General features: G+C 43.4%; 35 protein-coding genes. 33 read left to right on the top strand and 2 right to left on the bottom strand.

Annotated elements, in window-relative coordinates:
• Positions 1–157 precede the first annotated feature (157 nt).
• The 29 genes from ACT3TU_RS00820 (at position 158) to rplQ (ending at position 16374) form a co-directional block, all read left to right on the top strand.
• Positions 158–1759 carry an Rne/Rng family ribonuclease gene (locus ACT3TU_RS00820; protein WP_192523460.1) on the top strand — a complete coding sequence of 534 codons (1602 nt, stop codon included), beginning with the start codon at positions 158–160 and terminating at the stop codon, positions 1757–1759.
• 445 nt (positions 1760–2204) lie between these two features.
• Positions 2205–2516, top strand: coding sequence for a 30S ribosomal protein S10 (rpsJ, locus tag ACT3TU_RS00815; RefSeq protein ID WP_169393475.1), 312 nt, complete (start codon positions 2205–2207; stop codon positions 2514–2516).
• A 49-nt stretch (positions 2517–2565) separates the two neighbouring features.
• Positions 2566–3204, top strand: a complete 639-nt coding sequence (gene rplC / locus ACT3TU_RS00810) for a 50S ribosomal protein L3 (RefSeq protein ID WP_192523461.1) — start codon at positions 2566–2568, stop codon at positions 3202–3204.
• A 14-nt stretch (positions 3205–3218) separates the two neighbouring features.
• Entirely contained in the window at positions 3219–3821 is a 603-nt protein-coding gene (rplD, locus tag ACT3TU_RS00805) for a 50S ribosomal protein L4 (RefSeq protein WP_192523462.1), read from the top strand.
• Complete coding sequence (gene rplW, locus ACT3TU_RS00800; protein WP_192523463.1) at positions 3818–4168, top strand: 50S ribosomal protein L23; 351 nt, start codon at positions 3818–3820, stop codon at positions 4166–4168. Before rplD ends, rplW begins: the two co-directional genes overlap by 4 nt.
• Positions 4169–4179: 11 nt before the next feature.
• Complete coding sequence (gene rplB, locus ACT3TU_RS00795; RefSeq protein ID WP_192523464.1) at positions 4180–5010, top strand: 50S ribosomal protein L2; 831 nt, start codon at positions 4180–4182, stop codon at positions 5008–5010.
• A 12-nt stretch (positions 5011–5022) separates the two neighbouring features.
• Positions 5023–5298 (top strand): 30S ribosomal protein S19, encoded by a 276-nt coding sequence (gene rpsS, locus ACT3TU_RS00790; RefSeq protein ID WP_192523465.1) that lies wholly within the window; start codon positions 5023–5025, stop codon positions 5296–5298.
• A gap of 10 nt (positions 5299–5308) precedes the next feature.
• The gene (gene rplV, locus ACT3TU_RS00785) at positions 5309–5638 is read left to right on the top strand and encodes a 50S ribosomal protein L22 (protein ID WP_192523466.1); all 330 of its coding nucleotides are present in this window, start codon (positions 5309–5311) and stop codon (positions 5636–5638) included.
• 3 nt (positions 5639–5641) lie between these two features.
• On the top strand, positions 5642–6370 hold the full coding sequence (gene rpsC / locus ACT3TU_RS00780) for a 30S ribosomal protein S3 (RefSeq protein WP_192523467.1): 729 nt from the start codon (positions 5642–5644) through the stop codon (positions 6368–6370).
• A 3-nt stretch (positions 6371–6373) separates the two neighbouring features.
• Positions 6374–6787, top strand: coding sequence for a 50S ribosomal protein L16 (gene rplP, locus ACT3TU_RS00775; protein ID WP_192523468.1), 414 nt, complete (start codon positions 6374–6376; stop codon positions 6785–6787).
• The gene (gene rpmC / locus ACT3TU_RS00770; protein WP_110923946.1) at positions 6787–6984 is read left to right on the top strand and encodes a 50S ribosomal protein L29; all 198 of its coding nucleotides are present in this window, start codon (positions 6787–6789) and stop codon (positions 6982–6984) included. The genes rplP and rpmC overlap by 1 nt, the downstream gene beginning before the upstream one ends.
• Positions 6981–7253, top strand: a complete 273-nt coding sequence (rpsQ, locus tag ACT3TU_RS00765) for a 30S ribosomal protein S17 (RefSeq protein WP_010196699.1) — start codon at positions 6981–6983, stop codon at positions 7251–7253. Before rpmC ends, rpsQ begins: the two co-directional genes overlap by 4 nt.
• Positions 7254–7435: 182 nt before the next feature.
• Positions 7436–7804, top strand: coding sequence for a 50S ribosomal protein L14 (rplN, locus tag ACT3TU_RS00760; protein ID WP_010196702.1), 369 nt, complete (start codon positions 7436–7438; stop codon positions 7802–7804).
• Positions 7805–7812: 8 nt separating this feature from the next.
• Positions 7813–8130, top strand: a complete 318-nt coding sequence (gene rplX, locus ACT3TU_RS00755; RefSeq protein ID WP_192523469.1) for a 50S ribosomal protein L24 — start codon at positions 7813–7815, stop codon at positions 8128–8130.
• 21 nt (positions 8131–8151) lie between these two features.
• Complete coding sequence (gene rplE / locus ACT3TU_RS00750) at positions 8152–8688, top strand: 50S ribosomal protein L5 (RefSeq protein WP_192523470.1); 537 nt, start codon at positions 8152–8154, stop codon at positions 8686–8688.
• Between the two features lie 12 nt (positions 8689–8700).
• The gene (rpsN, locus tag ACT3TU_RS00745) at positions 8701–9006 is read left to right on the top strand and encodes a 30S ribosomal protein S14 (RefSeq protein ID WP_010196705.1); all 306 of its coding nucleotides are present in this window, start codon (positions 8701–8703) and stop codon (positions 9004–9006) included.
• 11 nt (positions 9007–9017) lie between these two features.
• Positions 9018–9416: a 30S ribosomal protein S8 gene (rpsH, locus tag ACT3TU_RS00740; protein ID WP_192523471.1), complete on the top strand. Its 399-nt coding sequence runs from the start codon at positions 9018–9020 to the stop codon at positions 9414–9416.
• Positions 9417–9642: 226 nt separating this feature from the next.
• Positions 9643–10176, top strand: coding sequence for a 50S ribosomal protein L6 (gene rplF, locus ACT3TU_RS00735; protein ID WP_192523472.1), 534 nt, complete (start codon positions 9643–9645; stop codon positions 10174–10176).
• Between the two features lie 11 nt (positions 10177–10187).
• Positions 10188–10538: a 50S ribosomal protein L18 gene (gene rplR / locus ACT3TU_RS00730; protein ID WP_192523473.1), complete on the top strand. Its 351-nt coding sequence runs from the start codon at positions 10188–10190 to the stop codon at positions 10536–10538.
• A gap of 2 nt (positions 10539–10540) precedes the next feature.
• Positions 10541–11056 (top strand): 30S ribosomal protein S5, encoded by a 516-nt coding sequence (gene rpsE, locus ACT3TU_RS00725; protein WP_192523474.1) that lies wholly within the window; start codon positions 10541–10543, stop codon positions 11054–11056.
• A 20-nt stretch (positions 11057–11076) separates the two neighbouring features.
• Positions 11077–11256, top strand: a complete 180-nt coding sequence (gene rpmD / locus ACT3TU_RS00720) for a 50S ribosomal protein L30 (RefSeq protein ID WP_010196714.1) — start codon at positions 11077–11079, stop codon at positions 11254–11256.
• Entirely contained in the window at positions 11256–11696 is a 441-nt protein-coding gene (gene rplO / locus ACT3TU_RS00715; RefSeq protein WP_192523475.1) for a 50S ribosomal protein L15, read from the top strand. Before rpmD ends, rplO begins: the two co-directional genes overlap by 1 nt.
• 19 nt (positions 11697–11715) lie before the next feature.
• The gene (gene secY / locus ACT3TU_RS00710) at positions 11716–13047 is read left to right on the top strand and encodes a preprotein translocase subunit SecY (RefSeq protein ID WP_192523479.1); all 1332 of its coding nucleotides are present in this window, start codon (positions 11716–11718) and stop codon (positions 13045–13047) included.
• Between the two features lie 32 nt (positions 13048–13079).
• Positions 13080–13196 (top strand): 50S ribosomal protein L36, encoded by a 117-nt coding sequence (gene rpmJ, locus ACT3TU_RS00705; RefSeq protein WP_010196721.1) that lies wholly within the window; start codon positions 13080–13082, stop codon positions 13194–13196.
• Between the two features lie 254 nt (positions 13197–13450).
• Positions 13451–13807, top strand: a complete 357-nt coding sequence (gene rpsM, locus ACT3TU_RS00700) for a 30S ribosomal protein S13 (protein WP_021813384.1) — start codon at positions 13451–13453, stop codon at positions 13805–13807.
• Between the two features lie 20 nt (positions 13808–13827).
• Positions 13828–14217 carry a 30S ribosomal protein S11 gene (gene rpsK / locus ACT3TU_RS00695; protein WP_058368279.1) on the top strand — a complete coding sequence of 130 codons (390 nt, stop codon included), beginning with the start codon at positions 13828–13830 and terminating at the stop codon, positions 14215–14217.
• Between the two features lie 48 nt (positions 14218–14265).
• Positions 14266–14907 (top strand): 30S ribosomal protein S4, encoded by a 642-nt coding sequence (gene rpsD, locus ACT3TU_RS00690; RefSeq protein WP_192523476.1) that lies wholly within the window; start codon positions 14266–14268, stop codon positions 14905–14907.
• A gap of 80 nt (positions 14908–14987) precedes the next feature.
• The gene (locus tag ACT3TU_RS00685; RefSeq protein WP_087040762.1) at positions 14988–15995 is read left to right on the top strand and encodes a DNA-directed RNA polymerase subunit alpha; all 1008 of its coding nucleotides are present in this window, start codon (positions 14988–14990) and stop codon (positions 15993–15995) included.
• A 19-nt stretch (positions 15996–16014) separates the two neighbouring features.
• Positions 16015–16374, top strand: a complete 360-nt coding sequence (gene rplQ / locus ACT3TU_RS00680) for a 50S ribosomal protein L17 (RefSeq protein WP_010196736.1) — start codon at positions 16015–16017, stop codon at positions 16372–16374.
• 77 nt (positions 16375–16451) lie between these two features.
• Here the strand turns inward: rplQ and ACT3TU_RS00675 are convergent, their stop codons facing one another.
• Positions 16452–17072, bottom strand: a complete 621-nt coding sequence (locus ACT3TU_RS00675) for an L-threonylcarbamoyladenylate synthase (protein WP_444783918.1) — start codon at positions 17070–17072, stop codon at positions 16452–16454.
• Positions 17073–17218: 146 nt separating this feature from the next.
• Positions 17219–17935 (bottom strand): elongation factor P hydroxylase, encoded by a 717-nt coding sequence (locus tag ACT3TU_RS00670; protein ID WP_444783917.1) that lies wholly within the window; start codon positions 17933–17935, stop codon positions 17219–17221.
• A 194-nt stretch (positions 17936–18129) separates the two neighbouring features.
• On the opposite strand from ACT3TU_RS00670, the gene ACT3TU_RS00665 reads away from it, so the two are divergent.
• The 4 genes from ACT3TU_RS00665 to fabG all read left to right on the top strand — a co-directional run bounded on the left by ACT3TU_RS00665 (position 18130) and on the right by fabG (position 21438).
• Positions 18130–18723: a YceD family protein gene (locus tag ACT3TU_RS00665; RefSeq protein WP_444783916.1), complete on the top strand. Its 594-nt coding sequence runs from the start codon at positions 18130–18132 to the stop codon at positions 18721–18723.
• Between the two features lie 330 nt (positions 18724–19053).
• A complete protein-coding gene (rpmF, locus tag ACT3TU_RS00660) occupies positions 19054–19236 on the top strand; it encodes a 50S ribosomal protein L32 (RefSeq protein ID WP_010196743.1) in 183 nt (60 codons plus the stop codon).
• A gap of 508 nt (positions 19237–19744) precedes the next feature.
• Positions 19745–20713: an ACP S-malonyltransferase gene (gene fabD, locus ACT3TU_RS00655; protein ID WP_192528821.1), complete on the top strand. Its 969-nt coding sequence runs from the start codon at positions 19745–19747 to the stop codon at positions 20711–20713.
• Positions 20710–21438: a 3-oxoacyl-ACP reductase FabG gene (gene fabG, locus ACT3TU_RS00650; protein WP_192523675.1), complete on the top strand. Its 729-nt coding sequence runs from the start codon at positions 20710–20712 to the stop codon at positions 21436–21438. Before fabD ends, fabG begins: the two co-directional genes overlap by 4 nt.
• The last annotated feature ends 110 nt before the right edge of the window (positions 21439–21548 follow it).

Here is a 21548-nt window from a genome sequence, read left to right as displayed (position 1 = left end):
TTGCTTAAGGGTTACTGGCTACGTTATTGCACATTAAGTTGCTGCACATAATGACACGGTAGGGTGATGGGCAAGAGCAAGTCGCATTTGTTACACTGTCATAATAATAGACAATGACCGTCTAACCAAAAAAGCTGAGAGATAAGAGAAAAATATTATGTCCGAAGAGCTGCTGATTAATATTAGTCCAATGGAATCCCGTGTTGCAGTTTTAGACAATGGTATCTTGGGTGAGATTTATATTGAACGTCACCATAAATTGGGGCTGGTTGGTAATATCTACTTAGGTACAGTCGTACGTGTCCTTCCTGGGATGCAGGCCGCCTTCGTTGATATCGGTCAATCGCGTACCGCATTCTTACACGTCAATGATATGCAGCGCCAGCCTCGTCCAGTCGCAGAAAACAAAACCGTGGCAAATACCAGTAAAGAAGCAGATGCAGATAACCATAAAGCGGGCACTATTATAGAAGATAGTTTGGCAGTGACGCCACCCGTTATCAGTACCCAGAGTACGGACGTTATCCCTGTTTCTAAGACCCTCATTCAACACCGCTTGCACGAGAGCCAACGCATTTTGGTGCAGGTTACCAAGGATCAGTTGGGTAGCAAAGGGGCGCGCTTAACCACCAATATATCGCTGCCATCTCGCTATTTGGTTTATTTGCCATCCAGTGAGCATATCGGTATCTCGCAGCGTATTGATGGCGACGAGGAACGTACTCGTTTAAAAAGTGAGCTTAGTAGCTTGATGCAAACCGTTAACCTAAAAGGTGGGCTTATTGCCCGTACCGCTGCTGAGCGTGTCCCTGTGAATAAGCTGGAAGAAGATATTTATTATCTATTGCAGCTGTGGCGTACCATTTGCGCGCGCCGCCAAGAGATTAACCACCATCAAAGCTCAGAGCTTATTTATCAAGAGTTATCACTACCACTGCGCTCTATTCGTGACTTGGTGCATGCCGATACCGAAAAAGTCGTGATCGATAATACCCAAATCTATGAGCAAGTCAGATATTTCGCCAAAGAATTTGTCCCTTTTATCTATGATCGCATCGTGCATTACACCGCTGAGCAATCCTTGTTTGATGTACACCGCGTCGAGGACGATTTACGTGATGCCCTAAAACGCCGTGTAGATTTAAAATCAGGGGGTTACCTGATTATTGATCAAACTGAGGCGATGACGACTATTGATGTCAACACAGGCTCTTTCGTCGGGGGGCGTTCATTAGAGGATACGGTTTATAAGACCAATCTTGAGGCCACTCATGCCATCGCCCGTCAGTTACGTCTGCGCAATCTGGGTGGCATTATTATCCTAGATTTTATTGATATGCTGGAGCAGCAGCATAAAGATGATGTGCTCGAGAGCCTGCAATCGCAGCTGACCCAAGATTATGCTAAGACTAAGATTACCCAAGTCAGTGAGCTGGGCTTGGTAGAGATGACCCGCAAACGTACACGTGAATCGCTCGGGCAGCAACTTTGTGAGCCGTGCTCAACTTGCCAAGGACGCGGTTTCGTCAAAACAGCTGAAACGGTTTGCTTTGAGATATTCCGTGAAATCATGCGCTGCGCCCGTACTTATAACTCTCCCAAGAAATTTACCGTCGTCGCTCATGCAGCGGTCATTGATTTACTGTTGACGACAGAATCGGATACGGTGGCAGACTTAGAGTACTTATTAGGTAGGGTGATTACTTTTGATGTAGAAAACTTATATACCCAAGAGCAGTACGACATTGTTTTGGATTAATGTTGTTTTAGACTGATGTTCTCATTATTATTTATGGCTATAGACTCAGTTATCGCAAATAACACAAATAAATAGCGTCATTCAACCATGATGTTTATAAAGAGTAATATCTTGAATCACCATAGATATTACTCTTGCAATGAATGAAATTCTATGTATAATATACACCACTGAATTATATATGCGCAGCCAATCAAACAGCTGGCGCTATGACAGCTAGAGCATCGTTTCTAGCACTATTTCATTATGCCTTTGCTGACATCCTATAATGGAAGGGTCGGCGGGGCTTTAAACTATTTTGCTTTTGGCACGCTATAAGTTCCGATAAAGAACTCATTCTGGTTAAGAACAGAAGGCCGCTTAAAGTGAATATTTAACCAAACGGCTTTTGCTCATATCTTTGCGAAGCAAAGATGACAAAGGCCCATATTAGGAGCTTGCTGGCATGGCTAACCAGAGAATCCGTATCCGTCTTAAGTCTTTTGATCATCGTCTAATCGATCAATCTGCACAAGAGATCGTTGATACTGCAAAGCGCACTGGTGCGCAAATTTGTGGTCCTGTACCGTTGCCGACTCGCATTGAGCGCTTCAACGTTCTAACCTCACCACACGTTAATAAAGACGCTCGTGACCAGTACGAAATCCGTACTCACAAGCGTATGGTTGATATCGTTCAGCCTACTGACAAGACTGTGGATGCGCTAATGAAGCTAGATTTAGCGGCGGGTGTTGACGTTCAAATTGCTTTGGGTTAATGCACATCACACACCCAACCCATTAATATAAGATATAAAGAGGTCTAAAATGGCGATCGGTTTAGTCGGTAAAAAATGCGGCATGACCCGTGTCTTCACTGAAACAGGCGCATCTATCCCTGTAACAGTGGTTGAGGTCGATGCAAACCGCATTACTCAAGTAAAAAATACTGATGTAGATGGTTATCAAGCCATCCAAATTACCACAGGCACCCGTCGTGACAGCCGCGTAACAGCCGCACAAAAAGGTCACTTCGCTAAAGCTGGCGTTGCCGCTGGTCGTGGTGTTTGGGAATTTCGTGCCAATGAAAGCGATCTTGAAGGTCGTGAGATTGGTGGTGAAATCCTAGCTGACTTGTTCGAACAAGGTCAGATAGTTGATGTCACAGGACAAAGTAAAGGTAAAGGCTTTCAAGGCGGCGTAAAGCGTCACAACTTTAGCATGCAAGATGCCACCCATGGTAACTCAGTATCTCACCGTGCCCTTGGTTCAACTGGTCAGAACCAGTCACCAGGTAAAGTCTTCAAAGGCAAAAAAATGCCAGGTCAGATGGGTAACAAACGCGTTACCGTTCAAGGCCTAGAAGTGATATCGGTTGATGTTGAAAAAGGGTTAATTGTCATCAAGGGTGCTATCCCAGGTGCCACCGGTGGCGATGTCATCGTACGTCCGTCAGTCAAAGCCTAAGCAAGGGGATTAACGTGGATTTAAAAACAGTTACAGGTGCGGCGGTTGAGCTTTCTGATACGGCTTTCGGTCGTGAATTCAACGAAGCATTAGTGCATCAAGTCGTCACCGCATATCTTGCTGGTGCTCGCCAAGGTACACGTGCGCAAAAAACCCGTGCCGAAGTTTCTGGCGGTGGCATCAAGCCATGGCGCCAAAAAGGTACTGGTCGCGCTCGTGCAGGCTCTATTCGTAGCCCAATCTGGCGTTCTGGTGGTCGTGCATTCGCTGCAAAACCACAGGATTGGTCACAGAAAGTTAACCGCAAGATGTATCGCGGTGCAATGCAGTGTATCCTCGCCGAATTGATTCGCCAAGAGCGTTTGGTTTTGGTTGAAGAGTTGAGCGTTTCTGGACCAAAGACTAAAGAGCTGATTGCAAAGCTAAATGAGCTTAATGCACCTCGTGCACTAATCGTCACCAAAGAAGTTGACGAAAACTTATACTTAGCCGCTCGCAACATTCCACACGTCAATGTACTTGGTACAAACGAAGTGGATCCAGTGAGTTTGATCGCATATGATAAAGTGATCATGTCAGTTGAAGCTGCGAAACAATTTGAGGAAGCACTAGCATGAATAACGCAAGACTTTATCAGGTCTTAAGAGGACCTGTATTCTCAGAAAAATCTCAAATGCTTGGCGACTCACTTGGTGTGCAGGTATTTAAAATTGATTCTAATGCTACTAAGCTTGAAGTCAAAAAAGCAGTTGAGTTGATGTTTGAAGGTGTTGAAGTCATTAAAGTGAACACTTTGAATGTTAAAGGTAAGACAAAGCGTTTTGGTAAAAGCATCGGCCGTCGTAACGACTATAAGAAAGCCTATGTTACCTTAAAAGCTGGTCAAGATGTACAAATGGCTGATGCTGGTGAAGACGTAGTGAACACTACGGATTCTACTAGTGAAACAGCGAACAACGAATAAGGATTACACTCATGCCTATCGTAAAAGCAAAGCCAACATCACCAGGCCGTCGTTTTGTTGAAAAAGTGGTGCATCCACACCTTTACAAAGGTCGTCCTTATGCAGCGCTTCTCGAATCAAAAAGTAAGTCAGGTGGTCGTAACAATAATGGTCGCATAACTACCCGTCATGTTGGTGGTGGTCATAAGCATCATTATCGTATCATCGATTTTAAACGTACTAAAGACAATATCCCAGCAACGGTAGAGCGTATCGAATACGATCCTAACCGTACCGCTCATATTGCGTTACTTAAGTACGCTGACGGCGAGCGTCGCTATATCATTGCTGCTAAAAAGCAAGCAGTTGGCGATACCGTAATGTCAGGTGAAACCTCACCAATCCGTCCAGGTAACTGTTTACCGCTTAAAAACATCCCATTGGGTACTGTGATTCACAATATCGAGCTTAAAATCGGTAAAGGTGCACAGATGGCTCGTTCTGCGGGTGCTAGCGTTCAGTTGTTAGGTCGTGAAGGTATTTATGCTATTCTACGTTTGCGCTCTGGCGAAACTCGCCGCGTACACGTAAATTGCCGAGCTGTTATTGGTGAAGTATCTAATACTGAAAACAACTTGAAATCACTTGGTAAAGCCGGTGCTTCACGTTGGCGCGGTATTCGTCCTTCTGTTCGTGGTGTCGCTATGAACCCGATTGATCACCCACATGGTGGTGGTGAAGGTCGTAACAAAGGTCGCCATCCAACCAGCCCTTGGGGTCAGAAGTCTAAAGGACTTAAAACGCGTCATAATAAGCGTACTGACAGTATGATTATCCGTCGCCGTCGCGCCAAGAAGAAATAAAGGAAGAATTTCATGCCTCGTTCATTGAAAAAAGGTCCATTCATAGACGCGCATTTGTTTGCCAAAGTTGAGAATGCATTAGACACCAACTCACGCAAGCCCATTAAAACTTGGTCGCGCCGCTCGATGATTCTGCCCCAAATGGTTGGCCTAACTTTGTCTGTTCACAACGGCCGTACTCATGTACCGGTTATCGTAAGTGAGCAGATGGTTGGTCATAAACTAGGTGAATTTGCCCCGACTCGTACGTATCGTGGTCATGGCATTGACAGAAAAGCTAAGAGATAAGGTGCTTACCATGGAAGTAACTGCAAAATTACGCGGTGCCGCCATTTCGGCACAAAAAGTTAGACTCGTCGCTGATGAAGTTCGTGGCAAATCTATTGAGCGTGCTTTGGATATCCTAACGTATAGTAATAAAAAAGGCGCTGTATTTGTTAAGAAATGCCTTAACTCAGCCATCGCCAATGCCGAACATAACGACGGTTTAGATATTGATACCCTTAAAGTATCAACCATCTACGTTGATGAAGGCATTACGCTAAAACGTATCCTACCACGTGCCAAAGGTCGCGCTGATCGTATCAGCAAGCGTACTTGTCACATCACTATAAAGGTAGGAGAATAAGTTATGGGACAAAAAGTACATCCAATCGGAATTCGTCTTGGTGTTGTCAAAAAGCATAACGCAAACTGGTATGCTAACCCTAAACAATACTCAGAATACCTCATCAACGACATTCAAGTTCGTGAGTATCTACGCAAAAAACTAGATAAAGCTATGATCAGCAACATCATGATCGAGCGTCCTACTGGTGCTGCTAAGATTACCATCGCCACTGCGCGTCCTGGTATTGTTATCGGTAAAAAAGGCGAAGATATCGAAAGACTTCAAAAAGAATTGACCAAAATTATGGGCGTACCTGCTCAGGTCAACATTGAAGAAATCACGTCACCGGATCTTGATGCACGTTTAGTAGCAGACGGTATCGGTAGCCAGCTTGAGCGTCGTGTTATGTTCCGTCGTGCGATGAAGCGCGCGGTACAGAACAGCATGCGTTCTGGTGCTAAAGGTATCAAAGTTGAGCTGTCTGGCCGTCTTGGCGGTGCTGAGATTGCTCGTACTGAATGGTACCGTGAAGGTCGTGTGCCATTGCATACACTCCGCGCTGATATTGACTATGCGTCAATACGTGCAGAGACAACTTACGGCACTATCGGTGTAAAAGTTTGGATTTTCCGTGGCGAAATCCTTGACGGTATGAACAGTGTTTATAATCCCGTGAAGGAAGATAAGCCTCGTGCGCCAAAACGCCGTGGTCGTGGAAACGGAAACCGTCGAAACTCAGATAGAGGTTAAACTATGTTACAGCCAAAACGTACCAAGTTTCGTAAAATGCACAAAGGTCGTAACACTGGGCTAGCTCATCGTGGAAGCACCGTTGCATTCGGACAAATTGGTCTAAAATCGTTGACTCGTGGTCGTATGACTGCCCGTCAAATTGAAGCAGCACGTCGTACCATCACTCGTAAAATTAAGCGTGGCGGTAAGATTTGGATTCGTGTATTCCCAGACAAACCAATTACTAATAAACCACTCGAAGTACGTATGGGTAAAGGTAAAGGTCCTGTAGAATATTGGGTATGCGAAGTCAAACCTGGTAAAGTGCTATATGAAATCGAAGGGGTCTCAGAAGAGCTTGCTCGCGAAGCCTTAACGCTTGCTGCAGCAAAACTGCCCTTTAAAACTACCATTGTTAAGCGGACGATAATGTAATGAAGATCAGTGAATTACGTGATAAATCATTAGAAGAACTGACTCAGTTACTTGATGAAAAGCAACTTGATGCTTTCCGTATTCGTATGGCTAAAGCAACTGGTCAGTTGGGTAATACCCATGAAGTACGTGGCAATCGTCGTACGATTGCTCAGCTTCAGACTTTGATTAACGAGAAACAACGAGGCGACTCATGAGCGATAACAATCAAACAGCTAATGCTAGCGTATTGACAGGACGAGTTGTCAGCGACAAGATGGACAAGTCCATCACAGTTTTGATTGAGCGTCTGGTTCGTCATCCTTTGTATGGCAAGCAGCTTCGTCGTTCTACAAAAATCAAAGCTCATGATGAGAATAATGTTTGCCAACAAGGCGACCTTGTCCGCATCAAAGAAACGCGTCCAATCTCAAAAACCAAGTCTTGGACTTTGGTTGATGTGGTTGAAAAAGTAGAAAAAATCTAAGTAAATTGCATTAAAAGCCAGAAGCTGTTAAAATAGCCGCCTTTTTAAGGATGCTGATTGCGCCGAGCGTATATCACTCACATTAAGAGTTAGGTGCGGTTATTTATATTAAAATGCCGTCTACTCATACTGTGCTAGCGGCAGCAACTGGTTTTTATTGCTCATACGTGTGGAGTAACGCTATGATTCAGGTTGAGTCAATGCTGGAAGTTGCAGATAATAGCGGTGCAAGGCGAGTTCAGTGCATTAAAGTACTGGGTGGTTCTCATCGTCGTTATGCATCAGTTGGCGACATTATTAAAGTAACGGTTAAAGAAGCCATTCCGCGTGGTCGTGTTAAAAAAGGCGACGTGATGAATGCAGTAGTTGTACGTACCAAAAAAGGCGTTCGTCGCCCTGATGGTTCGGTATTACGTTTTGATGACAATGCTGCGGTATTGTTGAACCAAAACAAAGCACCGATTGCAACTCGTATTTTTGGACCGGTAACTCGTGAACTACGTGGTGATCAGTTTATGAAAATTGTATCACTAGCACCAGAAGTATTGTGAGGTAATCCATGTCAAAATTACGTAAAGGCGATACAGTTATCGTGATTGCTGGTAAAGATAAAGGCAAACAAGGTACTGTGCAAGCTGTAAAAAACGATCGTATTAAAGTAGAAGGCATTAACATTGTTACTAAACATCAGAAGCCAAATCAGGCGACTGGCGTTGAAGGTGGCATTATTAAGCAAGAAGCTTTTCTGCATATCTCAAATGTCGCAATCTTAAATGCGCAAACCCAAAAAGCAGACCGTATTACTTATCAATTCGGCGAAGACGGCAACAAACAACGCGTCTATCGTTCGAACGGTGAAGTAGTGGCGACTGCGTAAGACACTAAGGGTGTAATGGTAATGGCAAGATTAAAATCTTTATATAACGATGAACTAAAGCAGCAAATCAAAGAAGAGCTTGGTTTGGCGAATGTGATGCAAGTGCCTAAAATCACTAAAGTCACACTTAATATGGGTGTAGGCGGTGCGTCTCAAGACAAGAAATTGCTTGAAGGTGCAGTGGCTGATATGACTGCAATTGCTGGTCAAAAACCTGTCGTCACCAAAGCGCGTAAATCAGTTGCTGGTTTTAAGATTCGTGAAGAATGGCCAATTGGCTGTAAAGTAACGCTACGCGGTGAGCAAATGTACGAATTTTTAGATCGTCTCATTGCCATTGCAATTCCTCGTATTCGTGATTTCCGCGGTTTTTCACCTAAAGCCTTTGACGGACGTGGTAACTACTCATTGGGTATCAAAGAACAAATCGTATTCCCAGAAGTAGATTTTGACAAGATTGATCGTATCCGCGGTATGGATGTGACGATCACCACGTCAGCTGGTACTGATGAAGAAGGTCGTGCGTTGCTTAAAGCATTCGGCTTCCCATTTAAATAAGGTAAAGACGTTATGGCAAAGAAGAGCATGATTAACCGCGAATTAAAACGCGAAAAAATGGTTGCTAAATATGCTGAAAAGCGTATCAAGCTAAAAGAAACTATCAGTGATATGACTGCAAGTGACGAAACACGTATGGAAGCGATGCTAGAGCTACAAGCCCTACCACGCAACTCATCGCCAGTACGTCTGCGCAATCGTTGTGCTATCACAGGTCGTCCTCACGGTTACTTCCGCAAGTTTGGCTTATCACGCAATATGCTGCGTGAGCGTGTCATGCAAGGCGATGTGCCTGGTGTTCGTAAAGCAAGCTGGTAAGGAGTAACTATATGAGTATGCAAGATACCGTTGGGGATATGCTAACCCGTATTCGTAACGCACAAATGGCTAATAAAGTATCGGTAGCAATGCCGAGCTCTAAACTACGTAAATCAATCGCTGACTTATTGGTTAGTGAAGGTTATGTGGCTAGCGCTGTTGTGACTGAAGAAGACAACAACAAAGCAACCTTATCTATCGAACTAAAATACTTCGAAGGCAAAGCTGTCATCGAAACGATCCAACGTTTTAGCCGTCCTGGTTTACGCCAGCATCGCGGTAAAGACGCTATCCCTACTGTTAAGCAAGGTATGGGTGTTGCTATTGTATCAACCAGTCAAGGCATCATGAGTGATCGTGCTGCACGCGCTGCTGGTATCGGTGGTGAAATCGTCGCATTCGTTGCCTAATATCCGCAGTTATTGCGTTAGGTAATGAGACGATAAAGTCTATTTGAACCCCTTTGAGCTTAATTAAATCTATTATGATTTATAGTCAGTTCAAAGAAAGTTAAACACCTGAGATTGATTAGATTGGATGGTGTTTATTGGGGACAATTATGCTAAACTAGCAGGCTTTTTAGCCTGTTAGTTTTTTCGCTAATAAAAGCAAGTTAATTTTTTAAGGAATACTCCTATGTCTCGTGTGGCTAAAGCCCCAGTGACGCTGCCAAACGGCGTAAGCGTTACTTTGAACGATCGGCAGGTCGAAGTTAAAGGCAAGAATGGCAATATGTCTTTACGCCTGCATGAATTGGTCGAGCTGAAACAGGAAGATGATGCAATCGTTTTCTCACCTACAGTCGATTCAAAAGATGCCATGATGCACACTGGCACCATGCGCGCCCTGCTTAACAATTATGTTATCGGCGTGAGTGAAGGCTTTGAAAAACGTCTTCAGTTAATTGGTGTTGGTTATCGCGCTCAAGCTACTGGTAATAAAGTAACGTTGAACGTTGGTTACTCACATCCAGTAGAATATACGCTACCTGAAGGTGTATCAGCTGAAACCCCAACGCAAACTGAAATTGTTTTGAAATCAAACAATAAACAGCAGCTTGGTCAAGCAGCGGCTAATATCCGTGGTTTCCGCCCACCTGAGCCTTATAAAGGTAAAGGTATTCGTTATAGTGACGAGCATGTGATTCGCAAAGAAGCCAAGAAAAAATAAGGTGAGTTGAAATGTTTGATAAAAAAGCAGCTCGTCTACGTCGAGCTAAGAAAACCCGTGCACACATCCGTGTTTTAGGCGCTAATCGTCTAACGGTTAACCGCACACCGAAACACATCTATGCCCAGATTATCTCTCCGAACGGTGGTGAAGTGATTGCTCAGGCATCTACCTTAGACAGCAGCTTGCGCTCAGGCGCGACTGGTAACGCTGATGCAGCGACGTCTGTGGGCCAATTGATCGCAGAACGCGCAAAAGCAGCTGGTATTACAAAAGTTGCCTTTGACCGTAGTGGTTTTAAATATCATGGTCGAGTGAAAGCTTTAGCTGAAGCTGCTCGCGAAAACGGATTGGAGTTTTAATCATGGCTAGAAATGATAAAAATGATAAAAATGAACAGACTGACGGTCTAGTAGAACGCTTAGTTACCGTTGATCGCGTTGCAAAAGTTGTTAAAGGTGGTCGTATTTTCTCTTTCACTGCGTTGACCGTAGTGGGCGATGGCAATGGTCGTGTTGGTTTTGGTCGTGGTAAAGCGCGCGAAGTGCCAGCTGCTATCCAAAAAGCACTAGAAGCTGCCAAACGTAATATGATTACTGTTGAGCTAAATGATGCAACTTTGTATCATCCGATCAAAGCACGTCATGGTGCTAGTAAAGTTCTTATGCAGCCTGCATCTGAAGGTACTGGCGTAATCGCCGGTGGCGCAATGCGTGCGGTATTAGAAGTTGCTGGTGTCAAAGATGTTTTGACTAAATGTTATGGTTCTACCAATACTGCTAACGTTGTTCGTGCAACGTTTAACGGTTTACGTGATATGTCAACTCCAGAGAAGATGGCAGCGAAACGTGGTAAATCTGTAGACGAAATCTTGGGTTAACTTAAACTAGGTGAGTTACGATGAAAAAAATGAAAGTCACTCAATTTAAATCAGGTGCCCATCGCCTAAAGAGCCACAAAGCGAGCTTGAAAGGATTGGGTTTACGCCGTATTAATCATACTGTTGAAGTAGAAGATACTCCTTCAACCCGTGGTATGGTCAATCGCGTCAACTACATGGTAAAAGTGGAGGAAGCGTAATGGGACTTAGATTAAATGAATTATCACCAGGTGTTGGCGCAAAGAAAACTGCCCAACGTCGTGGTCGTGGTATCGGTTCAGGTCTTGGTAAGACTGGTGGTCGTGGTGTAAAAGGTCAGAAATCTCGTTCAGGTTCTAGCGTTCGCTCAGGATTTGAAGGCGGTCAAATGCCTTTATATCGTCGTCTACCAAAATTTGGTTTTACCAGTAAAATGGCGATGAAGACTGCTGAAGTCCGTTTGTCTGAACTGAATAAAATTGAAGGCGACGTGGTTAGCATTGAAACACTTAAAGCTGCCAATCTTATCCGTCATGATATGAAGCGTGCGCGTGTTATGCTATCTGGCGAAGTCACTAAAGCTTATACCTTTAAAGGTATCAAAGTGACTAAAGGTGCCAAGCAAGCAATCGAAGCTGCTGGTGGTAGCATCGAGGAGTAGTAACGTGTCAAAACAATCAATGTCATCGACTGGTATACCGCTCAATCCATTTGCATTCATCCGTAAATACGATGAATTATGGACGCGTTTATTATTTTTAATCGGCGCATTGATTGTTTATCGTTTAGGGTCACATATTCCAGTACCGGGTATCAATCCGGTTAACTTGGCTGATCTGTTTTCGCGCAACGAAAACACCATTCTAAGCATGTTTAACATGTTTTCGGGTGGTGCACTAGAGCGTATGTCCATCATGGCGCTTGGCATCATGCCATATATATCAGCATCCATTATCGTACAGATGATGTCTGCGGTATTACCATCGCTTGAAGCACTCAAAAAAGAGGGCGAAGCGGGACGACGTAAGCTAAATAAATATACCCGTCAAGGGACACTTGGTTTAGCGCTAGTGCAGTCATTAGGAATGTGTGCTGGCCTAATCAGCCAAAACCTTACTTTATCTTCTGGTCTTACCTTTTATATTCCAGCTGTTACTTCATTAGTAGCAGGTGCTATGTTCTTAATGTGGCTTGGTGAGCAAATTACAGAACGTGGTGTAGGTAATGGTATCTCAATGCTTATTTTTGCAAGCATTGTGGCTGGTACGCCAGGTATGATTTCGCAGTCTATCGAGCAGGTCAATCAAGGTCAGATGAACTTGATTGTATTGTTTATTTTTGTGCTACTAGGTATCGCGGTTACCGCAGGCATTGTTTATATTGAACGTGCTCAGCGCCGTGTCCCCGTAAACTATGCGCAAAAACAACAACAAGGTCGCAAAATATATGCTCAGCAGCAGTCACATCTGCCGTTGAAGCTGAACATGGCAGGGGTTATCCCAGCCATTTTTGCCAGCTCGTTATTGTTGTTTCCAGCAAGTTTAGGGCAGTGGGTTGGTCAATCAACTGATCCTACCTTTACACAGAAAATCTTACAAAATATGGCGTTGGTACTGTCACCAGGGCAACCGCTATATTTAGTACTGTTTGGCGCAATGATTATTTTCTTCTGTTACTTTTATACGGCATTGGTATTTAGTCCGCGCGAAGTAGCTGAGAACCTTAAACGTAGTGGTGCGTATATCCCAGGTATCCGCCCCGGACAACAAACTCAGCGTTACCTCGATCATGTATTAAACCGACTGACCTTTATTGGCGCGATGTATATGACGGTTATTTGTTTAATGCCAATGGTCGTCCAGTCATCGTTTGGTGTACCGTTTCAACTTGGTGGTACGTCGTTACTGATTATGGTGGTTGTGGTGATGGACTTCATCTCGCAAATTCAAGCGCATTTGATGACCCATCAATATCATGATCAGACGTTAATTCAATCGCCCACTCAACCTTAAATGAGCGGTACGATATCTCAAAGGAGTATGCTATGAAAGTTCAAGCATCAGTTAAAAAGATTTGTGGTAGCTGTAAAGTTGTGCGCCGTAAAGGCCGTGTACATATTATTTGTACTGCAGAACCTCGCCACAAGCAACGTCAAGGTTAATATTTAGTATCAAAAAATCTTAAGGTTTTTACTGCTATCTAATTTAACACTTGAAAAATGACGGCGGATGCGATATCATCCGCCACTTGCCGTAGTTTATACAAAATATTTTATAATAGCGTCAACGAATAGGCTTGCTACCAAGTCAAAGCAGAGATTTCAATTATAAAAGCTTTAGTATTGACAGCAACAAATCTGAAAAATAATGCCTTATCGATAGATAACGCTTATTTTTCTTTAATGGAGAGAAATCAATGGCTCGTATTGCCGGCGTAAACATTCCGGATAATAAGCATGCTGTTATTTCACTAACTTACATCTTTGGTGTAGGTCGTACCACTGCTCAGAAAATCTTAGAAGCAGTTGGCATTGCCCCTACTACTAAAGTTAGTCAGTTAGATGACACACAGTTAGATGCTATCCGTGCACAAGTTGCAAATTACATGACTGAGGGTGACCTTCGTCGTGAAGTATCAATGAATATTAAGCGTTTGGTTGATCTTGGTTGTTACCGTGGCATCCGCCATCGTCGTAACCTACCGGTTAGAGGTCAGAATACCAAGAACAACGCTCGTACTCGTAAGGGTCCGACACGCCCTCTCAAAAGATAATTAACTTAGGAAGCTAAAAGATGGCTAAAGACACTCGTAGTCGCAAGAAAGTGACTCGTCGTTCAGTATCGGAGGGCGTTGCCCATATCCATGCGTCTTTTAATAACACCATTGTTACGATTACCGATCGTCAAGGTAATGCACTGGCTTGGGCCACTTCAGGTGGACAAGGCTTCCGTGGTTCACGTAAATCTACACCATTTGCAGCTCAGGTTGCAGCTGAAGTCGCTGGTAAAGCGGCTCAAGAATATGGTGTTAAGAATATCGATGTTTTGGTCAAAGGACCAGGACCGGGTCGTGAGTCTGCGGTAAGAGCACTAGGTGCATTGGGTTATAAAGTTAACAGCATCTCTGATGTAACCCCAATCCCACACAATGGTTGCCGTGCGCCGAAAAAGCGCCGCGTCTAATATTAAAGACGAAGCTTTTTATCCCAAAAGCTTATAGGAGACATAACAATGGCCCGCTATATTGGACCAAAACTCAAATTATCACGTCGTGAAGGTACAGACTTAGGCCTTAAGTCTGGTGTTAAACCATATGACGTAAAAACGAAAAAAGCGGCTCGTCCACCTGGTCAACATGGTGTCAGTCGTAATAAAAGCTCAGAGTACTCTCTACAGTTACGCGAAAAACAAAAAGTTAAGCGTATCTATGGTGTATTAGAGCGTCAATTTGCCAACTACTATAAAGAAGCTGCTCGTAAGCGTGGTGCTACTGGTGAGAACTTGTTAGCAATGCTTGAGAGTCGTCTTGATAACGTAGTATATCGTATGGGCTTTGGCTCAACTCGTGCTGAAGCACGCCAGTTGGTTAGTCATCGTACCGTTATGGTAAAAAAAGCTGGCCGTGACGAGTTTGTTCGTGTGAACATTCCATCAATCCAGTTGCAAGATGGTGATGTCATCGCTATCCAAGAGAAGTCTCGCGAACAACTACGTATTAAAAACGCTATTGAACTAGCGTCACAACGTGGTATTCCAGAATGGCTAGATGTTGATCACAGCAAACTACAAGGCACGTTCAAACAAGCGCCTGATCGTATTGATCTACCTGCTGAAATCAACGAAAGCTTGATCGTTGAGCTATACTCTAAGTAATGACGTACTGCTCGATGCCATGGAAGTGGCATTGAGCAATCAACGTTAATTAAACCAGTTTAATAAATCGAGGTGACATCATGATGCTAAATGCAACTGAGTTTCTAACGCCGAACGCCATTAATGTGGATACGGTTAATGAAACGATTGCGAAAGTCACGCTCGAACCGTTAGAACGCGGCTTTGGGCATACCCTTGGTAATGCCTTACGTCGCATCTTGTTATCTTCATTACCTGGTGCTGCAGTCATTGAAGCTGAGATTGATGGTGTTGACCATGAATACTCAACGCTTGAGGGATTGCAAGAAGATGTGCTTGATTTGCTTTTGAATCTAAAAGGCTTAGCAATCACGCTTCATGACCAAAATGAAGTATTTTTGACCTTGGATAAACAAGGTCCAGGCACTATTACTGCTGCAGACATCGCGTTACCGCACAATGTGGATATTATCAATCCAGAATTGGTATTGGGTACATTGAGTGACCGTGGTCATCTTAAGATGCGTTTGCGTGTAGTAATGGGTCGTGGATATGAGCCAGCAAACCAGCGCCGTGAAGATGGTGATACCAAAGCAATTGGACGCTTAAAGCTTGATGCAAGTTTTAGTCCTGTGCTTCGTGTTGCTTATCAAGTTGAGAACGCTCGTGTAGAGCAGCGTACTGACCTTGATCGTCTTATCGTTGAGCTTGAAACTAATGGCACTATAGATCCAGAAGAAGCAATTCGTAAAGCAGCCACTATATTACAACAACAGATTTCTATCTTTGTTGACCTAGAAGCTGAAGAAGCGCCTGAGCCTGTGAAAGAAAAAGAAGAGGTTGACCCGGTGCTATTACGCCCTGTGGACGATCTTGAACTAACGGTTCGCTCAGCCAACTGCTTGAAAGCTGAAAACATTTACTATATCGGTGATTTGGTACAGCGTTCAGAGACTGAACTACTAAAAACCCCAAATCTTGGTAAGAAATCATTAACGGAAATCAAAGACGTATTAGCGTCTAAAGATTTAGAGCTCGGTATGCGCCTAGATAACTGGCCGCCAGCTGATTTACGTGTTGATGATCGCTTTTCTTATCGTAGCCGTTAAACTTTAAGGATTTTTGACTATGCGCCATCGTAAGAGTGGAGTCAAGCTGGGTCGTACCGGCAGTCATCGTAAGGCAATGTTTCAGAACATGACCAACTCATTATTTGAGCATGAACTGATCAAAACAACTTTACCAAAAGCTAAAGAATTACGTCGCGTTGCCGAGCCGTTGATCACTATGGCTAAAGAAGACAGCGTTGCTAATCGTCGTTTAGCATTCAGCCGTATGCGTAGCAAAGCTATGGTAGGCAAATTGTTTGGCACGTTAGGTCCTCGTTACCAAACGCGTCCAGGTGGTTATTTGCGTATCGTAAAATGTGGTCATCGTGATGGTGACAATGCGCCAATGGCTTATGTAGAATTGGTTGATCGCGACTAATTTTATATTGATGATATAATTTATAAAAAAAGCTCCAATTAATTGGAGCTTTTTTTATGCGTAATGTTTTTTGGCACTTACAATAATAACGATTCGACATCAGCAGCACCCTGCCTAATAATTTCAGGTTGGCTGCTGGTCATATCTACAATAGTGGTCAGTTTGGTGGTCTTAATTCCAGCGTTGATTAATCCATCTATTTGATTGGTTAATAAATCTTCAATTTCAAACGGGTCATCAAGGATGTCATCGCGGTTCGGCAATATCAATGAGCTGGTTAGGATAGGTTCATCCATGGCCTCTAACAGTGCCTGAGCGATAGGGTTGCTTGGTACTCGAATGCCAATCGTCTTTTTCTTTGCGTGAGCCAACTTCTTAGGCACATCTTTGGTGGCATTTAAAATAAAAGTAATAGGTGCTGGCGTATGCGCTTTTATCTGTTTGAACTGCACATTGTCCACGGTGGCGTAGCTGGCAATCTCACTTAGATCACGGCATAGTAAGGTGAACTGGTGTTTGTCATCAAGCTCACGAATTTGTTTGAGTTTTTCTAGCGCGTCTTTTGCCCCTAAACGGCAACCAAAAGCATAGCTGGTATCGGTAGGATAGATAATCAACTGATCTTTGCGTAATAGATCCGCTGCTTGCTCGATAAGACGTGGCTGCGGGTTGTCTGGATGAATGTAGAATACTTGCATAATAGATCCTTACTTTATAATTATTGGTTTATTCATTAGTATAGCGTAAAGCAAATATAAGTTTAGTAGCAAGGCGTTACGATCCGTAGAAAAAGGTTAATAGAAAATGATAATAACGTTTGATTGATACTTTATCGCCAGATTACTTAACGAGTAGAGCAAATCCTGAGCAGGGTTGTCAATAAAGTCTTCGCATCCCGTGGTAAAGTACACGGCTTAGCAATATATTCTGCAACTTGCAAATAAACATCATGAGCAAAGGTGCTGCTGCTGGTATCAAAATCAGCAAATAAATTGTCTTGTGAGACCTGAAAAGGTCGCCTGCATGCCAGAGTGAATAAACATTCTAGTGCTTGCGGCTTAATCTCAACGCGCTCAAAAGACTGCTGTTGAGCCTCTGATCGGCCGTCTGCTGCATACCAGTAGCCAAAGTCAGCCAACTGTCTACGGCGCTCACCTGCAATACACCAATGACTCAATTCATGTAAGGCACTTTGGAAAAATCCATGAGCAAACTCAATACGTGCTGGTTGGTTATTGTTAGCAGGAAAATATTCTGGCTCGCTATCACCGCGTACTAGTATGACTTGTTGATTGGCGAACAGTGTATTAAACAGTTTTATGAGCCAGTTGGTTATTGCTTGTTCGCTGTCATCAACCAAGATATTTTTGGTTTGAGAAGTAAAAAATCTTTGCCATTGTATCGATAGCTGCTCCAACGGCTCACTTTTTTCAACCATTAGTCTATCATCAGGGTTTTTTATTCTGTTATTTTCTAATTCCTGTAGATGTTTGAGTAATACCTCTGCATCAATGGCAGACAATAAGTTGGAAAAATCAGGATTAACAGCAGGCGATATCATAATTAAAATATTAACCCATTAAAAGATAAGTGACTGATGTGCTGTATAGATATAAGTAAATGATAAAATATAAGCACAAAATATAGTAACAAATAAGCGCCAAAAATAGTAACATACTCGCGCTAGTACCGCTCGGCGCTTTCCGTTAGTATGGCAGGCAATATTATACACCGTTTTGATGAATGAGGCCGCGCATGTCAAGCACTCCAGAAAATAAACCGTCAGCACTCGATGTTGATAATAAAATAGCGCCTATCTCTACCAGCATGCCTGAGTCTATTTCTTTAGATAAATGGGCAGACACTGGTTATCAATGGGTAGGAGAGGTGGAACCGCGCTCTTTTCAACGTCTCGCTGCTATATTGACCACAGAACATGAGCAAGAAAAAATATCGCTCAATGCTGATTTGTATCGCCGCAACAATGTGTTGCACTTAGCGTTTACATTGACGGGTGATGTTTGGTTAACTTGTCAACGCTGTTTGCAACCAGTGGCAGTCGACTTGTCTGACGATTATGATATTGCGCTGTTAGAGGATGATAGCCAAGCGCGCTTAATCGATGATGAACAAGATTACTTATTACTCGATGAAATCATAACTGATCCGGCTCCAGAACGTCTATTGCCATTTAAAAAGTTGGTAGAGGACGAGATATTGCTCAAAACGCCAATGGCACCGAAGCACGATGATTGTGAAATGAGTGTTGAGCAATTTGGCGAGATTTCAGAAGAAGAAGAAAGCGAAAATCCTTTTGCCGCTTTAGCTGCACTCAAAGGCAAGCTATAATATAACAAGCTACAGCGTAATAGACACGCTATGGAGTATATTTATAGTGTCTTTTATCAGCTTTGTGCAGAAGAGTGAAGGCAGGGCTTTATTAATGCATGAAACATGCGTATAATGTCCGATTTATTGCATTCTAGCAACAAGTTACTTGCTGATAGAAGCTGACTGAGCAAATCTTTATAGGTTTTAGACATGGTCAGTACTTTATGTAGGTGGCAATCTATTTAACTAATGATGCTTAAGACTTAGGTTGTTGTGATTTATAGCCTCTGTCAGTATCGATGAAAGCTGAATTTTAAGCTTATCCCTTTTAAGTATAGGAGCTATATCATGGCTGTTCAAAAAAGTCGTAAAAGCCGTTCTCGTCGTGACATGCGCCGTTCACACCATCGTATGGAAGTGGCTGAGCTAAGCGTAGATGCTACCACTGGTGAAAAACATCGTCGTCATCATATGACTAAAGATGGTTTCTACCGTGGCCGCCAGTTATTCAAGGTCAGTCAAGACGCTTAAGTTACTGGCTAGATAATGGCTGATGTAAAATAATGATAGTACTGGTGACTATCGTTATTTTTGCATCGCTGTTATTAGACGGTGAGCTTTGAGTTAAAAAAAGCCAAGTTATTTCGCTATCATATATTATGTGGCTGGATAACTTGGCTTTTTGTTATTGGCTTTTATGGTAGATATTGCCATCACTTTTAACGCTCGTTTTTAGTCGCTATAAAAGTGAGGCGATATGACTTCTTGATTTATGCATCGCTTTAACGCGAATAGCGTTTTACTATAGGTGTTTAAGTTTCAGGCGCTATGATAATGCTGTGTGTCAGTGTATAGTTTACTGACCGTCCGTTTCTATAGATAATCTATTTCTTTAGATGAATAATCAAAGTCACGGTTTTACCTATTATCTAGCATTAATTGCACTTAATACTCATCGTATTTAACAACTATTGTATCTAACAATATAATAAACCCCATTATTTTAGGGATATTTCCAATTAAATAAGGAATATTGGTTATGGCCTCTGCACCCGATATGGCAAAAAAACAGCCTACACGTATTGCAGTAATTTTTCCTGGACAAGGCTCTCAAGTAGTCGGGATGACTAGCGAGCTTGCCGAAATTTATCCAGAGATTCGCGATACTTTTACTGAAGCCAGCGCGGCACTTGGTGAAGACTTATGGGCAATCTGTCAGGACGAAGAGAAACTCAATCAAACAAAATATACTCAGCCTGCATTACTGACGGCGAGCATTGCAATTTGGCGTGTTTTAAAACAAAAAATAGATAATACGCCTTGTTATTTGGCTGGTCATTCTTTGGGTGAGTATAGCGCCCTGTGTGCGGCTGGGGTGATATCGCTTGCTGATGCCGTCACCTTGGTACATAAGCGCGGTCAGTTGATGCAAGAAGCCGTTGTGGGCGTGGATACCGCTATGGCTGCAGTACTAGGACTTGAAGATCAGCGGGTTGAAAACCTCTGTGAGCAAGCGGCTGAACACGTGGATGATGCAGTGGTGGGTGCCGCCAACTTTAATAGCCCAGGACAAGTGGTCATATCCGGTAATGCGGCTGGGGTGAATGCGGTCATTGATAAAGTCCAAAATACGGGTAAAAAGTCTATTCCACTCAAGGTAAGTGTACCGTCACACTGTGCGCTTATGGCGCCTGCTAGCGATGCATTGGCTGAGATACTGGCTGAGATTCAGTTCGATCAAGCGACCATTCCTGTGATTCAAAATCGCCATGCGCGTGTTGAGACCAGTGCGGTAGGTATCAAACAGGCGTTGACCGAGCAATTAAGTGAGCCAGTATTATGGTCAAAAACCATGCAAGAGCTGGCTGACAAACAAGTTAATATTTTAATCGAATGTGGCAGTGGTAATGTATTAAGCAATTTGGCAAAGCGTCAAGCACAGCCAATTACTAGCTATCCTACTGATAAGCCTGCCCGTCTTGATAAGTTAATAGAGGTGTTATCATGAGCCGTACGATTACATTAGTGAGCGGTGCTAGCCGTGGCATCGGTAAAGCCGTCGCCAAACGTTTTGCTAAAGAAGGACATTTTGTCATTGGCACAGCGACCACTGAAAAAGGTGCTGAACTTATCGAAGACTATCTCCACGATAGCGGGGGTATCGGGCGCGTTTTAGATGTACGTGATACCGCACAGATTGATAAGTTGTTCGAAGAGATTGAGAGTGTCTACGGGGCGGTGCAAGTATTGGTCAATAATGCTGGTATCACCCAAGACGGCCTACTAATGCGCATGAAAGATGACGATTGGGATAATGTCATTGATACCAATTTGACGTCGGTTTATCGCATGAGTAAGCGCGCTGTACGCGGTATGATGAAAGCGCGCCGCGGTCGCATCATTAGCATCACCTCTGTGGTTGCTCAAATGGGCAATGCAGGTCAATCTAACTATGCGGCGACCAAAGCAGGTATAGAAGGGTTCAGTCGCACTTTGGCCCGTGAAATTGGCTCACGACAAGTGACCATCAACTGTGTAGCGCCAGGCTTGATTGAGACTGATATGACAGATGAGCTCGATGAGCGCCTCCTAAATTCTATGTTAGATGCCGTACCAATCAGCCGCCTTGGTCAACCAGAAGACATTGCCGCAGCCGTACATTTTTTAGCCAGCGATGAAGCCAGTTACATCACTGGTGCCGTTATTCCAGTCAATGGTGGCATGTATATGTAAGTAACAAATCAGCGTTACATACTTATAATAAAAAACTGTGTGAACGAGTGTAAACTATAATAAAGGGTGCTATAATGACGGACACTTTTATGTCAAAGCCCTGTATGATA

Source organism: Psychrobacter sp. AOP3-A1-26 (assembly GCF_052378235.1).
Classification (GTDB): domain Bacteria; phylum Pseudomonadota; class Gammaproteobacteria; order Pseudomonadales; family Moraxellaceae; genus Psychrobacter.
Note: the sequence above shows the minus strand (reverse complement) of the source record. Positions and strands in the feature narration are given on the sequence as shown.